The sequence below is a fragment of the Butyrivibrio sp. AE3003 genome (assembly GCF_000686065.1).
In the GTDB taxonomy this organism is placed as follows: domain Bacteria; phylum Bacillota; class Clostridia; order Lachnospirales; family Lachnospiraceae; genus Butyrivibrio; species Butyrivibrio hungatei_A.
This window is the reverse complement of record NZ_JMLX01000001.1, coordinates 655,619-668,789: the sequence shown is the minus strand read 5'-3', so window position 1 is coordinate 668,789 and position 13,171 is coordinate 655,619. Positions and strand designations below refer to the sequence as shown.

General features: G+C 39.2%; 15 protein-coding genes. 3 read left to right on the top strand and 12 right to left on the bottom strand.

The genetic code is table 11. From position 1 onward, the window contains the following. Nucleotides 1-30 precede the first annotated feature (30 nt). The 3 genes from CD00_RS0103265 to CD00_RS0103255 are packed head-to-tail and all read left to right on the top strand — an operon-like array spanning nt 31 to nt 1,716. Nucleotides 31-735 carry a DUF4417 domain-containing protein gene (locus CD00_RS0103265; protein WP_026654616.1) on the top strand — a complete coding sequence of 235 codons (705 nt, stop codon included), beginning with the start codon at nt 31-33 and terminating at the stop codon, nt 733-735. Between the two features lie 2 nt (nt 736-737). Then, nucleotides 738-1,187 carry a hypothetical protein gene (locus CD00_RS0103260; protein ID WP_026654615.1) on the top strand — a complete coding sequence of 150 codons (450 nt, stop codon included), beginning with the start codon at nt 738-740 and terminating at the stop codon, nt 1,185-1,187. Between the two features lie 10 nt (nt 1,188-1,197). Further along, a complete protein-coding gene (locus tag CD00_RS0103255) occupies nt 1,198-1,716 on the top strand; it encodes a hypothetical protein (RefSeq protein ID WP_026654614.1) in 519 nt (172 codons plus the stop codon). A 99-nt stretch (nt 1,717-1,815) separates the two neighbouring features. Here the strand turns inward: CD00_RS0103255 and CD00_RS0103250 are convergent, their stop codons facing one another. The 12 genes from CD00_RS0103250 to CD00_RS0103195 form a co-directional block, all read right to left on the bottom strand. Then, on the bottom strand, nt 1,816-2,568 hold the full coding sequence (locus tag CD00_RS0103250) for a hypothetical protein (protein ID WP_155841175.1): 753 nt from the start codon (nt 2,566-2,568) through the stop codon (nt 1,816-1,818). After that, the gene (locus tag CD00_RS0103245; protein ID WP_034461946.1) at nt 2,553-3,434 is read right to left on the bottom strand and encodes a hypothetical protein; all 882 of its coding nucleotides are present in this window, start codon (nt 3,432-3,434) and stop codon (nt 2,553-2,555) included. Before CD00_RS0103245 ends, CD00_RS0103250 begins: the two co-directional genes overlap by 16 nt. A gap of 437 nt (nt 3,435-3,871) precedes the next feature. Then, nucleotides 3,872-4,174, bottom strand: coding sequence for a hypothetical protein (locus tag CD00_RS0103240; protein WP_026654610.1), 303 nt, complete (start codon nt 4,172-4,174; stop codon nt 3,872-3,874). Nucleotides 4,175-4,178: 4 nt separating this feature from the next. Further along, on the bottom strand, nt 4,179-4,532 hold the full coding sequence (locus CD00_RS0103235) for a hypothetical protein (RefSeq protein ID WP_185750380.1): 354 nt from the start codon (nt 4,530-4,532) through the stop codon (nt 4,179-4,181). Between the two features lie 93 nt (nt 4,533-4,625). Further along, nucleotides 4,626-5,867 (bottom strand): site-specific integrase, encoded by a 1,242-nt coding sequence (locus tag CD00_RS0103230; protein ID WP_051594068.1) that lies wholly within the window; start codon nt 5,865-5,867, stop codon nt 4,626-4,628. A gap of 58 nt (nt 5,868-5,925) precedes the next feature. Beyond that, nucleotides 5,926-6,129: an excisionase gene (locus CD00_RS0103225; RefSeq protein ID WP_026654607.1), complete on the bottom strand. Its 204-nt coding sequence runs from the start codon at nt 6,127-6,129 to the stop codon at nt 5,926-5,928. Then, complete coding sequence (locus tag CD00_RS0103220) at nt 6,116-6,487, bottom strand: type II toxin-antitoxin system PemK/MazF family toxin (RefSeq protein ID WP_026654606.1); 372 nt, start codon at nt 6,485-6,487, stop codon at nt 6,116-6,118. Before CD00_RS0103220 ends, CD00_RS0103225 begins: the two co-directional genes overlap by 14 nt. 453 nt (nt 6,488-6,940) lie before the next feature. Further along, nucleotides 6,941-7,717, bottom strand: coding sequence for an IS21-like element helper ATPase IstB (istB, locus tag CD00_RS0103215; RefSeq protein ID WP_034461944.1), 777 nt, complete (start codon nt 7,715-7,717; stop codon nt 6,941-6,943). A gap of 13 nt (nt 7,718-7,730) precedes the next feature. Continuing rightward, the gene (gene istA, locus CD00_RS0103210) at nt 7,731-9,293 is read right to left on the bottom strand and encodes an IS21 family transposase (RefSeq protein ID WP_026654603.1); all 1,563 of its coding nucleotides are present in this window, start codon (nt 9,291-9,293) and stop codon (nt 7,731-7,733) included. 383 nt (nt 9,294-9,676) lie between these two features. Further along, entirely contained in the window at nt 9,677-9,859 is a 183-nt protein-coding gene (locus tag CD00_RS0103205; protein ID WP_026514770.1) for a hypothetical protein, read from the bottom strand. Between the two features lie 26 nt (nt 9,860-9,885). After that, entirely contained in the window at nt 9,886-11,226 is a 1,341-nt protein-coding gene (locus CD00_RS0103200) for an ABC transporter substrate-binding protein (protein WP_026654602.1), read from the bottom strand. A 13-nt stretch (nt 11,227-11,239) separates the two neighbouring features. Continuing rightward, a complete protein-coding gene (locus CD00_RS0103195) occupies nt 11,240-12,979 on the bottom strand; it encodes a methyl-accepting chemotaxis protein (RefSeq protein ID WP_026654601.1) in 1,740 nt (579 codons plus the stop codon). Nucleotides 12,980-13,171: the final 192 nt, after the last annotated feature.

Genomic DNA, 13,171 nt, shown 5'->3' with positions numbered 1-13,171 from the left:
TTGGATCCTATATCAGAAAGGAGTAAAATAATGATAACAAACGAATTTTCTATGAATCATGAAAACAGACTAGCAGAAAATGCATTATCAAAAAAAGAACAGGAAAAGCAACAGTTCTTTAGATGGGACATTACTGAAAATGCTGAGCTAGTTGGAGAACACCATCATCCTAAGCTTAAAGCTATATCCAAAATACCGGACGTAAAAAGATTAGTTACCTTAAACAATGCTCCATATGAACAGCATCCGGAAGAATGTGGATTATGTTTTTACACAAAAGATTCTATAATAGAAAGAATATGGAATAATCGGCACAAATACGTTAACTTGGTGCAGCGTTTTCCATTGGTTATCGGTCTAGACTACAGCATTCTTTGCAACATGTATTATCCTCAACAGGTATATAACTGCTGGAGAAACTATGTTATGACTTACTGGCTACAGCAGTTTCATCCTACTGTAGTACCTAACGCAGGTTTTGGAGATAAAGATACATTTCCATGGACATTAGATGGAATGCCAGAAGACAGTTGGATTTCCGTGACCACGCAAGGATGCTTTGATAACTATATTCTAAAACATATTTTTTTGAATGGGCTACACGAATTAGTTCGCCAAAAGCACCCCAAGGGAATAATAGTTTATGGTCTTTTTCCTCAAGAGTGGATTGACAAATTTCCAGTCCCAATCATTATATTCCCTTCCTATTCCCAAAATAAATGGGGAGGAATTTGACTATGGGAAGAGGAAAAGGAGGATATACACAAATCCAGACAAACTATAAAGATTCTGGAGGAAGAAAAGTTACCGATTCAGGTACTATCTTCGTCGCAGAAAGATATATAGACATGGGTTACGAAGCCGTTTTCAGGCAGCGACATGACGAAATTAATGCTAAAACATACGATCTTTCAATTAAAACAAGTAATGACGAACACTTTATCAAGAATATTGAAGTAAAGCAGACTACGAGTAATAATCCAAGTCAATTAGCCAAAAATATAAAAGAAGGATTCCAGCAAGTTGGCTCAGGAGGTACTGTTGCATTGTATCTTCCTAAGAAACAAAGTGATTCCAAGTCCACGAAAGAACTTATTACAACTGGTTATAATGAAGCTTTACGAAAAGGAAATGTCCTCGGAACTGTAGAAGTATGGTTTGATGATAAAACAAGAAGAACGCTATAAGGAGGCTGACATGGCAAGATTAGGATGTAAATGTGGTGCCGAAATGGCAAATACTATATCCCCTTCAAAAAACAGGCTAAGTATCTATTATATCCAAGAGGTTAAGGATGCCATTAATTCCAATCCTCAAATAAGGTTATGGGATTTTTACACCGGATGGGATGAAAAAAATAATTGCAATAACAGTTTTCAGGATAGAAATGAACCTGTCGAATATTGGTACTGTACCTCATGCAAACGGGTATATGAGGTTCAAGCTGAATCATGTGGAAAGATCATGAGGACGTATGTCTTAGACAAAGAAAAAAAATCAGAAAAAATAGATATCTCATCACTAACAGAATTGCTGGTTTTAACAGATGAAGAAATGGACAAGCTTCTTGCCCAAAACGAAAAACTGACTTTACAAGATTACTTAGCTCAGCGGAGCACTCCAAGAGTATATATAACAGCTGATGAAAAAACTGTTTATATAACAGATATAGAAACATGCACAACTCACATATATTTGTGCGAAGATACGAAATAAGGATATAATGCCCAAACTTCTAAAAAGCAGCACAGGATTTTATTATATTTCCTGTGCTGCATCATCTACTGCAGAATCGCTATTATAATATGTTTCCCATTATAAGTATATTTTTCTGAAGACATCCAGCGATTCTTCCTTCGTTCTTCTATTTGAAAGAAATTCATCTGCTACAGTTTCCGTGCCCATATTCTCAATAAAAGAAAGAACAGTTTCCCTAACATTTCCAACCGTCTGAATCTTTACATCAGGATTAATCAACGGTAGTAAACGGAACACATCATTCTTATGCTTCTTGATATCATCAGCGTTGACTCTCACTCCCTGCTTTTTCAAGTCGATGTTATTGAGCCATGCATACATTTTAAATGGAATAATATACTCAGCCCCTAAAACCGAGACCCCATCAACTACTCTTCGTCCATTTTTCATAAAAGCGTAGAAATCCTCGTCCAAAGCAATTGCTGACAAGCTAGATACGTCATCATCAATATGAACAGGAATAATGCGGGAATCCATTTCAAAATCTGTTCGTTTGGAAAACAGCTCTATCTGTGACGGGAACCCTGGAGCCGGTTCTGTAAACCTGTAATAGTGCGGATCAGAATTTTTCCAACCACATGTGTACTTTCCTCGCAATATGTATTCCCAAAAAGTTTTACAAAACTCCTTGCCACCATCCTCCATAATCAAAATCATGTCAACGTCCTTTGTAGCTCGAAAGTCTCTGCTCGCCTCCTCCATAAGGATCATACAAGCAGTTCCACCTATCACGGTATAATAATCCGTATATTCTCGGAATGTCTCTTTAAACGACATAAGATTATTTTTTAATTCTATATTATCTGCCAATTCCAGATTTCCTCCTTAACATCTTTCAGGCACTTATGAATTCTCTCATCATTAGTATCCTCAAATGTGCAAATAAGCGATACAGGGTCAACTTGCCCATTACATGAAAGCATAACCGGATCGTATTTCCATTTTTGAACGCGAACAATATCAGCCTCATAGTTCAGGTCCGGATCAACGCCAACTAACTCTTTAAAGAATGGCAAATCTTTATATAATGCATACTCAACATACTTCGGATAACCCAGTTCAGATCTTTGAGACAGGCTAAATTCCCCTGATGCAGGTGCGCTGCTATCCACTTTTCCGTTAGGCAAATACATGACTCCTTGAATAGGATTAATTAAATATTTCCTTGCTTTTTCGTATAGCTCTCTTCGATCCTTAACGCTAACAGTCATTACAATTCCAGTGCCCTGCTTCTTTTCCTCAATTAATCCCTTTTCAAGCAGTTGCTTTGATGCTCTGGATATTGCCATCGGCAAAACCTGCAACCTCTTTGCCGCCTCCAATTTTGTATAACTATCATTTTCATATAAAAAAAGGAGAAAAAGGAGCTGTGATCCCGGCGCAAAGCGTTCCTTGACAACATCCTCACCCATGGCACACTTTTCAAACAGCACACCCATGAATGGCAAATACATCTGACCATTACGCGATACAAAAGGAATATCATTCTCAATCATGCTATTACGCTGAAAAGAACTGATTTTGTCAAAACCATAAACAGCATCCTCTTTTAGAGCATTTTGGTAGGATGCCAACTGTTTTTTTAAGGTTTTTATATTAAATCGCTCCTGATTTTCGAAAAAAAACGACAACAAATGCTTTTCCGGAAACAGACACTCTGTAAAACCTCTTGCCATCTTGCAAATATAACGGCAAAGAGTATTTCGTTTCTTCAAATGAATCCAGTTTTCTTCCGTATACTTGTTCGAAAAGTTTTTTCATTTTAGCCCTTTCTAACATTTTTATTTTATACTAACACATATAATGTTAGTATTCAATTTTTATGTTAGTTTAGTTGATAACGCCGCTTCTAAAGAATCCCTACGAGGGCTATTAAAAAAGTGGCAAGCAGTGCATTTGTGGGACAAATGCTCTTAACGCTTGTTGGAGGCGAATCGCCCCAAACCCCTTTTGCCGAAAAATTTCGGAACAGCGCATTCGCTTAATTTTGCTTTTCTGCTTAACTCATACAGATTCTCAACAGCTGCAATTTCTTAACCGCTGAAACCGGTATCTATTTGAATTCCATTTTCTATTAAAAGATCAAATAATTCTCTCATCTCGGACATACTCATTACGTCTTTCTTTTTTTCCTAACAGAAGTTATAGCTTCACTAATATCTGCCTCCGTCATACTTACTTCTTTTGCCCATTTCTGGGAGTTTTTCATCAGTTTGTCAAACTCATAATTCTGAAGTTGCTTTGCTATTATTTCACGTTCCTCGCCCTTAATTTCAAGAACATTAAACACATCCTCTAACGACCATTTCATGTTCTTCATGATATTCTTTATAATTTTTATTTTTGTCTGCTCAACACGCTCCCTTGCAATAGCATCAGCATATTTATTTGCCAGTTTTTCAAATACTTCGCCCATAACATCACGACCTTTCTGTCCTGCCTACTTCATACTGTAAATTTTCGTTATCCAACATCGTACGTATTTCATCCATGTCTTCATTTGCCATATTGGAGCCGTGTTTTAATGATTCTTTATTGTTTACTATACGTTCTTTTGTAAACTCAAAAGGTGCAAATGAGGTGCAAATCCAAAGGCCATACCCTGTATATCCAGCTAAAATAGGCATTTCAGCCTCTATGTTAGTATCCTGCCGTGGCAGACGAATAGCACCCTGATCATATTCAAAAACCTCGTATTTTCCAGCTTTTAAGCCATTTCTGTTTTTCTGTAAGTTGGCATATATCGGCATATTTCCGTCTATTTTTTCAAGCATCAGGTATAAAATGCGGTATAAAAATGTTCGTTTTATACCTGCAATTCTGTCAGCGGCATTTGCCGATTACAGATGGCAGAATTTATACCTAAGTTATATCGCCTTTAAGCTTCTAAGCGACTTTAGCTCCCTTTGGGCATCTTCAAATCCGACATGCGAATACGTATTTAATGTAACACTTATATCTGAATGCCCCATCAAATATTGAAGAGTTTTGGGATTCATTCCGGACTTTGCCATCTTACTGCAAAACGTATGCCTGCATATATGCGGAGACACAAACGGAATTTGAATTTTGTAGATGCGGTTGTATTTATCACGAATGTGTTTGAAGTAATGATCCCAATGAAGCGAATATGCAACACTTCCATCCTTATCAAAATACAAAAAGCCCGCTTTGCCATCTATCATGGGCTCAGGCTTCGGTGGACGTCTGTTGGCTATTATCGCCTTAAAACACTCTTCCACCTCAGGAGTCATTGGAATCTTCCTTCGACCGCTCTCCGTCTTGGTCTCCTCAATATAATACCCTACATGGGCACCTTTTTGAAGTTGATGGTCGACATTAATGGAATGGTTCTTGAAATCTATATCTGATAATGTAAGGCCACAGAATTCCGAAATTCTCATTCCTGTATTAAACAAGATATAAATACCTTCGTAATACTTCTTGTAATGCTTATCCTCATTGATAAACTTAAGAAGTTTTCTCTCATCTTCACGAGATAATGCATCTCGTCTTACCGAATCATTTACAAGAACATTTACAAGCTCGAAGTCAAACGGATTCTTACGGATAAGATCATCATCCATAGCAAGTTTAAACGCAGGTCTGATCACTCCTCTTATATTGTGAATCTGCGCATAACTCTTACCTTTCTCCTGCTGGAGTTTGATAAGCCATAGCTTTGCATCTGACTTACGCACCAGATCAATCCTCTTCTTACCAAAAGGATCTTTGGCAAGAAAATTAAGTACTGTTTGATACCCTCGTTTGGTTGTGATCCTGACACCAACACGTGTATCAACATATTTCTGAACCAGTTCAAGCACCGTAATATTTCCGCCATTAGTGACTATTCTATCAAAGCTATCCGCCTGAATTCTTTTTTCCATCTCGCGAAGAGATTCCGTTTGTTTCCTACCCTGTGGTGCCTTATCATTACGATCAAGCCGCCAGCTATAAACCACCTTTTCTTTACCGTCCCATGAAGTATATTTGAAACGATAACGACCATCCTTCATTTGCATTTCTCCTTCATGGAGAACTCTTCCTTTTTTATCACGCCTTCTTTCTATTTCAATCAGCTCCTTCCAAATAAATGAAAGGCACATAATAGTTCAATAATCTCATTGTACCCATACAATAAATAAATCGCTAGTATGTAGCCCCTTATATAACTCCCGAATTATCAAGATACTCTTCAAACTTCCTGCGTTTTATCCTGACATGGGCACCAATCTCTATAACAAATTCCTCATCCAAGTTATCTGAAACTAGACTGCGAAGTCTCTTCTCGCCAATACCATAATAGGAAGCTGCTTCCTGTATACTAAGTGAATATTTTCGCCACACCGGCACTTCAATCTTTTCCATTTCTCTTTTTCCCCACTTTCAAATCCAACTGTATATTCAAAGCCTTAGCTATATCCCGGCTCATAACACTTTCGGGAAGTTTACCTATCCGCGCTATAAGTCTCTTCTTATCTATTGTCATAACCTGCTCCGCCATACAGGCTGATTCCATATCAAGCCCTGCAATTTTACCTAGCAGAACATGCGTAGGCATTCCCGCACTTTTATGAATCTTTGTTGTTATAGGCACAACAGAAACCGTCGGCGAATACCTATTTCCTTTATTGTTCTGAACGATAATTACCGGCCTCTCGCCTTTTTGTTCCGATCCGACACCTGCACCTAAGTCAGCAAGATATATCTCTCCACGCCTAACCATGACCACACTCTCCTTTTATGTAAAAAGAAGGCACCCACTGCCAGTACACAGCGGAATACCTTCTTAAAATCAAACAGTTATATGTTCCCCTATTTGCCCACGGCGCCCCGGAGAACGGGAAATCACTAAGCGGCTGCAGCACAGCTCCATAGGCTCAACCCTTCCTGCGGTTCTCGCAAGACCGCTCCCATTACGATGAGTTGTGGCTGAGCGGAAGTATCATTATACCCGTAGCTGTCATCGCCAGTGCCGGTGCTACCGACATTCCAGTGAGGCTATATCGCGCAAGGCGTACCTTTGGGGCTACATACTACAGGTGATGATTCTTGTCTATTTGGTACAAGCATCTTGTAATACTCGGACGTCAGTTCCGCAATTATCCGGACAAGGTTTCTACTAATATCCGGACAAGATTCCTGTATCAAGTGGACAAGATGACATCTATTTTTTATATTACTCGCTTGCCGTCTTATTGTCATCTCCGGCGTCAGCCGGCATATGTTCTATCGTAGGACGGCGGGAAGGACCTTTTAGGTCGAACCTATACGCATTGCGCACTATGCGGTCCAGGACCGCATCTGCAATCGTTTGATCCTTGAAAATTGAAACCCAATTCTTAACAGGTAACTGTGCTGAGATGGCTACAGACTTATGTTTGTGGTATCTCTCCTCAATGACTTCAAGGAAGTCCTGAGTCATGCCAAGGTCTAACTGTTTCATACCGAAATCATCAAGCAACAAAAGATTAGGTTTTACCAGATCCTGCATCAGTTTGTTGTATGATCCGTCGCCTCTGGCGATATTCAGGTCTGTGAGCAACCTTGGAACTCTGTAGCACCTTACAGTAAGTCCTCTAGTGCAAGCTTCTCTGCCAAAAGCTGAGAGCAGATATGTTTTGCCAACACCAGTCGCTCCTGTGATGATGAGGTTATTACCGCTTGTGACCCACTGGCAGTCAGAGAGTCTTGCTATATCTGCCTTCTTGAGCTTTCGTATAGGCTCATAATCCAGGTTCTCAAGGCATGCTGTAGGCTCCCTTAAATGCGCAAGACGTATAAGCCGATTTGTCTTGGCTTTGTTTCTTGCATTGAACTGGGCTGTCACTATCATTCCCAGTCTGTCATCGAAGGAAAGAGCCTGCGAAGCAGGAAGTTCATCCTGCCTGGCGTACTCAAGCCTCATGGCATTTAACTTCATTGCTGTTAACTGTTCCGCTGTTTGGTAGTTCATGATGCATCACCTCCTATTCCCATTCTCCGACACGGAGATTTTCATGGCTTGGAGTTGGAGTGTCCGCATCGGAGTGATCAGCGTTTACGGGCTTCTTATCCTGATTGTTTTTCAGGATGTTCTTGAGTGTTGTATATGTAACAGAGTTGAGATCAAGTGCCTTCTTACAGGCATTATCAACTCTGGTGTTACCGTACTGCTTGCTGAAGTTCACTACAGCCATACAGGATTTATATGCCTGTTCCTCAAAGTCAGCAGACTTAAGGAGTGTATCTACAAAGCGATAAGCATTCTGACCGATACTTGATGCCCTGTAGCGATAATGAGTTCCATCATACTGATTGAATTCTCTGATAGCACGGTGGTTTGCAGGCATATGGTTTATCTCGGTTGCATAACGCCTTCCAGAGAACTTTCTGATATGCAGCGCAACCCTTTTGCCCAAAGTGTTGAAGATTTCAATCTTCTTGGCATAGGCATGTATTGTGACGGAGTCCTTGTAAAGAGTATATGGCACTGAATAATAAAAGCCGTCATAGTAGACGTGATAGTTATTCGGTACTGTCTTAACTGGCAGTGTTTCATAATACTCAAATGGATCCTTGGGCAATGGTCGAAGTGCCGGCTTATCAAGAGCAGTAAAGTTGCTGCTTCTAGAGCCGGAGCGATGCTTGAATGGTCTTTCTGCAAGTTCAAGCACTCGATCCTTTATATCAGCATTAAGGGCTTCAAAACTGTGATATATCTTATCTTTTAGCCACTCAAGGAGCCATGTTTCAAGCCAGCCTACGCCTGATTCAACTGTAGGTTTGTCTCTTGGCTTTTTGACCCTTGCAGGGATTATAGCAACCTGATAATGACGGGCAAGGTCTCTGTAAGCATGGTTGAGCTCCGGATTGTAGAGGTTGGTATGTACAACCGCTGTTTTGCAGTTGTCGGGCACAAGTATCTTGGGAAGCCCTACATACCACTCAAAAGCATCTATATGAGCCTGATTCCAGTTGATCTGTGTTTCATTAGGAAATGCTTCAACAAAAGGATATGAACTGTCTCCAAGCGTAGCTACAAAGAAATGAGCATCATGAATCACACCGGTCTCATAGTCAACAACGCATGGAAGAGTATCACCAATCCAGTCGACAAACAGTTCCTTGCCAGGCTCGCGCTCCTGAGGCAGTACCACTTCTTTACCGGTATCTTCTTTCCATGTATTGAACTTGGCACAGAAGTAACTGTAGCTGTAGCCATCAGGATTATCTTTGCGGTATTCCTGCTCCCAGATGTAATAAAGGTTGATTCTTCTGCTGGACATAAGTCGCTTGTATATAGCTTCCCAGTCTGGTTCATCCTTGGATTGCTTACGGCCAAAGGAGTCTGGATATATCAGCTCATTGATCCGCTCAGGAGAAAGCTTTGTTGCTTCTTCATAGGTTAGTCCACAGTCCTTGCATCTGTTAAGAATTTCGCCAACGGTAGTTTTGGAGCAATCTACAGCTGATGCTATATCTCGTAGATTGAGTTCCATTTCCCTCAGGCGAAGGATTTCAGTAACTTTCATAGTATCAAGACACCTCATTTCATACCCTCCTTAGAATGTAATTAATTACATTCTAAGAAGATCAATGTGAGATGTCATTTGTCCGGATGATTCAGGAATGGCTGTCCGCATGTTTCAAGAATGCTTGTCCGGATAATAAAAGATTACGTGTCCGGATAATTCAAGAATCCTGTCCGGATGTTACAAGAATCATCACTACAGGAACGTACTTAGTGAATGTATATTCTCTTGTCAAAGTACAGACAAGGGAAAATCCCTTCACTAATAACTACAGAAATCAGGTGAATAATAAGTCTATTTAAAAAAATAAAAACAGCTTTCACCTATACTATAAGTGAAAGCCGCAAAAACTTAATCATAAAAAATCATTTTAAACACCGATAATTCAGCTGTGTCATATATTATTCTTCAGAATAGATATTATATTTTTCCATAAGAGCTTCAATGACATCGTCTTCAGCAGTCAGGGCAAGCGTAAAATCATCAGACTCTTTTGGAATAGCCCTAAGAAGTAGCTGATATTCTTTTCGTCCTTCTTTTTTTCCTTCTTCAATTTTCTCTCTATCTCTCATCAGAAGTGTCATGTACTCCACCTCCCATTTCTCATTGCTTATTTATTTCCTTCTCTCAATTTATCATCTGCTTCTTTTGTAAATTCTGGAATTGGTTGACCTGTCACTATACCATTAGCAACAATCCACTGAGCATCCCAATAATTATTTACACCGATTGGTGCAAAGTAAATGTGCTTTGAAAGTTCATTCATTAATTCAACTTCCTGCAATCCATTCTGTTCAACTCTCTGACGTCTATTATAATCCAGCTGCATCTCGTATGCCATTCTTGCAAAAGCTGCTGCCCCCTCTGGATTTGCACTCGTTACAGGAATTGCAAAGCCTGCAATACTTCCTCCGCTGCTATATGCCTCTCCAGATGGTCCAGTCGGAAGTGGTGCCCATCCCACTTCATAATCGCACTCATAAACCGATTTTGCAGCAAAACCATACTCACATGTCATCGCAAGCTTTCCACTCTTAAATGCTTCTACAAAATCTACTCCTGGCTGCTGTATATACTTGCTTTTACTATATCCATCCTGAAGAAATTCGAAAGTTTCCTTAGCTTCACTACTCGCATAATTGCTATGAACTTTACCCTCATCGTCGTAAACTAAAGCAGTAGTGCCATCTGCATTTAGCACTTGAACATAAAATGAATCCCACCAGCCAAAGCCATAAATATCATTTTCTCCATCACCATCGGTGTCTTCTGCCATTTTAGTTCCAACCTCTTTAAAGGTATCCCAGTTCCAATTCCCCTCCTCAAAATATTCCGAAGGCGTTTTCACACCTTTTTGTTCAAAAAGGGTCTTATTGTAACTAATTACTACAGGATTAGCATCTGCCCCCATCGCATATGGAGTTCCTCCAAAAGTGAAAGCTGTTGTTACATTATCATACCAGAAATCATCGTCCAAATTTACATACTTAGACACATCCTGTACAATTCCATCGTTTGCATATCGTGGGAAATTCTGATCATTTGCCTGAACCAAATCACAGACCTCACCCTTTTCAACCATTTCAGTTGTTTTGTTGATCATTTCATCCCAGCCTACGCCATATACAGTTACAGTACCACCATACATTTGCTCAAAGGCTTCTTTTGTTGACCATACAAGGTTAAATGCATTGGAATCATTTGCTTTAAAATTCTCCCACTCTTCTTCTGACATATCCCAAACAATCACCAAATTCGGATTATCTAAATGCTGTGGTAAAATATAAACATCTCTTGCACTAACAGTCTCAGACTGTTCAGTTTGCTCTGGCTGCTGTGAACTCTCTTCTATACCAGCTTCTGTTTTAGGAGCGGCATTGTCAGTTCCACACGAACAAAGCGATATAACGCAGCCCGTTGCCAATATACATGATATAATTTTTCTCTTCATATTACATCTCCAGTTAAAATTTAACAAATCTATCAGTTTCAACTTTTAATTGTCTTGCTACTTCATTATTTCCGTGCATCTGTTCATCGATATTTTCCATCTTTCTTACCAAATCATATGTATTATCCGCTGCATTCGAAATTGCTTTTGCACCTTCATCAACTGCTGATGTAATTCCTTCAATTGCCTCTTTGATACCTCCTACCAAATCCTTCAAATCAATAGACATTTTATTAAATTTATGTACAACACTATCTACGTAAGCTGCATCTTCTCTATATTTTTGTCCACTTGATACGAAGCCGTCGTAATCAGGCAAGATTGTTTCATTAACGTACGTAATAATCTCGTCTGAGCTCTTAATTAATTCTTTAACTGCAACTGTTACCATATCATTGATATTCTGAATATTACTTGCTGTATCTCTACTTGAATCAGCCAACTGTCTAATTTCATCTGCAACAACTGCAAAACCTTTTCCTGCTTCTCCTGCACGAGCAGCCTCGATGGAAGCATTTAATGCAAGTAAGTTTGTCTGAGATGAAATACTTAAAATCTCATCTGTCAAACCATTAACCTTCTCTACACTCTTTGATTCTTCAATCGCTTCCTGGAGAGCGCTTAATATATCTCCCATAATTATATTTGTATTTTTCTTATTTTCTTCAGCCGTTCTCTCAAGCTCATCGGCTCTATTTCTCATTTCCTGAACGTATCCAGATAAGTCTTCTGATACACTCGCCAAATCAGCAACATGTGCGTCAACATTTGCTGCATTCTCATTTACACCAGTTGTAGTAGCTGATATCTCTTCCATAGAAGCAGATAACTCCTCCATAACAGATGAAATATCACAAGCATTTTCATTTGCTGTAGTCACATTGTGAGCAACATTTCCAACGATCTTGTCAAGCTCAGATGAATTTGAAATAATACTCTTCATCGTTCTCTGTAAAGCTTCAATAAACTCATTGATACCTTTACCCATCTGACCAACTTCATCTGTACCATTAACTTCAATTCTTCTTGTCAAATCTCCTCTATTATCCGAGATTTCATCTACAATGTGCTGCAATGTCTCATGTGTTTTCTCTAATGGCTTAATAACTGTTCTCTTGCAAACGATAAAGCAAAGTACTGTTAAAATAACAGCAAGTAATAAAATAATCAAGCTTATATTAATTGAAGCACTGTACGCTCCTCTATTCTTGCGAACGGCTTCACCCATTTCCTGCTTGTTTGCTTCACGCATCTGGTTAGCCATTGTATTTACATCACTTCCCTGAGCCTTTAACTCAACGTTTGCCATTCCCTGAGCTGTTGTATATTGATACGATGAACTACATGTAATTACTGTATTAAAGGTGTCCATAAAAGTATCATATTTCTGCTTATACTGCTCATATAAAGCAGCATCTCCATTATTTGCTTTTAATACTGTTTCATATTTCGAACATGTTTCAGCCAAACGCGCTGTAACAGTTTCAATTTCTGCCTCTACTGACTTTTTCATTTCTACATCAGTAGCTGTACAGTGAGAATAGGCTAATTTCTGTAAAGCCTCAACATCAGTCGAAATATCCCCCAGCAACGACATACTTTCTGCATAATAACCAGAAATCCTCTCATCTGCGTTTTTCATCTGCGTCAAACTAGAAATCGATGATAAAAACGTAATAACTAATAATAGTACCAGCATAAACATTGGAACCATTATTTTCATCCTAATATTCAAGTTTTCCATTGCCTTCATAAATACCTTCTCTCCTTTACTTCAACACAGCTTGTTACATATGACAATTCATTTCATTCATTTCAAATTACATGCTTCGCCAAATGTAATAACTTCATGTAAACGGCAAGTAAAACCAGCAAATTTTGGCACTTTATTTCCAGCGTTTTTTGGCAGTTAAGAACCAGCAGTTTTTGGCAGTTAAAATCCGCC

Coding starts and splice junctions, on each gene's coding strand:
- CD00_RS0103265 (WP_026654616.1), top strand. CDS start 31: ATGATAACAAACGAATTTTCTATGAATCATGAAAACAGACTAGCAGAA.
- CD00_RS0103260 (WP_026654615.1), top strand. CDS start 738: ATGGGAAGAGGAAAAGGAGGATATACACAAATCCAGACAAACTATAAA.
- CD00_RS0103255 (WP_026654614.1), top strand. CDS start 1,198: ATGGCAAGATTAGGATGTAAATGTGGTGCCGAAATGGCAAATACTATA.
- CD00_RS0103245 (WP_034461946.1), bottom strand. CDS start 3,434: ATGGCAAGAGGTTTTACAGAGTGTCTGTTTCCGGAAAAGCATTTGTTG.
- CD00_RS0103240 (WP_026654610.1), bottom strand. CDS start 4,174: ATGGGCGAAGTATTTGAAAAACTGGCAAATAAATATGCTGATGCTATT.
- CD00_RS0103235 (WP_185750380.1), bottom strand. CDS start 4,532: ATGCTTGAAAAAATAGACGGAAATATGCCGATATATGCCAACTTACAG.
- CD00_RS0103230 (WP_051594068.1), bottom strand. CDS start 5,867: ATGTGCCTTTCATTTATTTGGAAGGAGCTGATTGAAATAGAAAGAAGG.
- CD00_RS0103225 (WP_026654607.1), bottom strand. CDS start 6,129: ATGGAAAAGATTGAAGTGCCGGTGTGGCGAAAATATTCACTTAGTATA.
- CD00_RS0103220 (WP_026654606.1), bottom strand. CDS start 6,487: ATGGTTAGGCGTGGAGAGATATATCTTGCTGACTTAGGTGCAGGTGTC.
- istB (WP_034461944.1), bottom strand. CDS start 7,717: ATGAACTACCAAACAGCGGAACAGTTAACAGCAATGAAGTTAAATGCC.
- istA (WP_026654603.1), bottom strand. CDS start 9,293: ATGAGGTGTCTTGATACTATGAAAGTTACTGAAATCCTTCGCCTGAGG.
- CD00_RS0103205 (WP_026514770.1), bottom strand. CDS start 9,859: ATGACACTTCTGATGAGAGATAGAGAGAAAATTGAAGAAGGAAAAAAA.
- CD00_RS0103200 (WP_026654602.1), bottom strand. CDS start 11,226: ATGAAGAGAAAAATTATATCATGTATATTGGCAACGGGCTGCGTTATA.
- CD00_RS0103195 (WP_026654601.1), bottom strand. CDS start 12,979: ATGAAGGCAATGGAAAACTTGAATATTAGGATGAAAATAATGGTTCCA.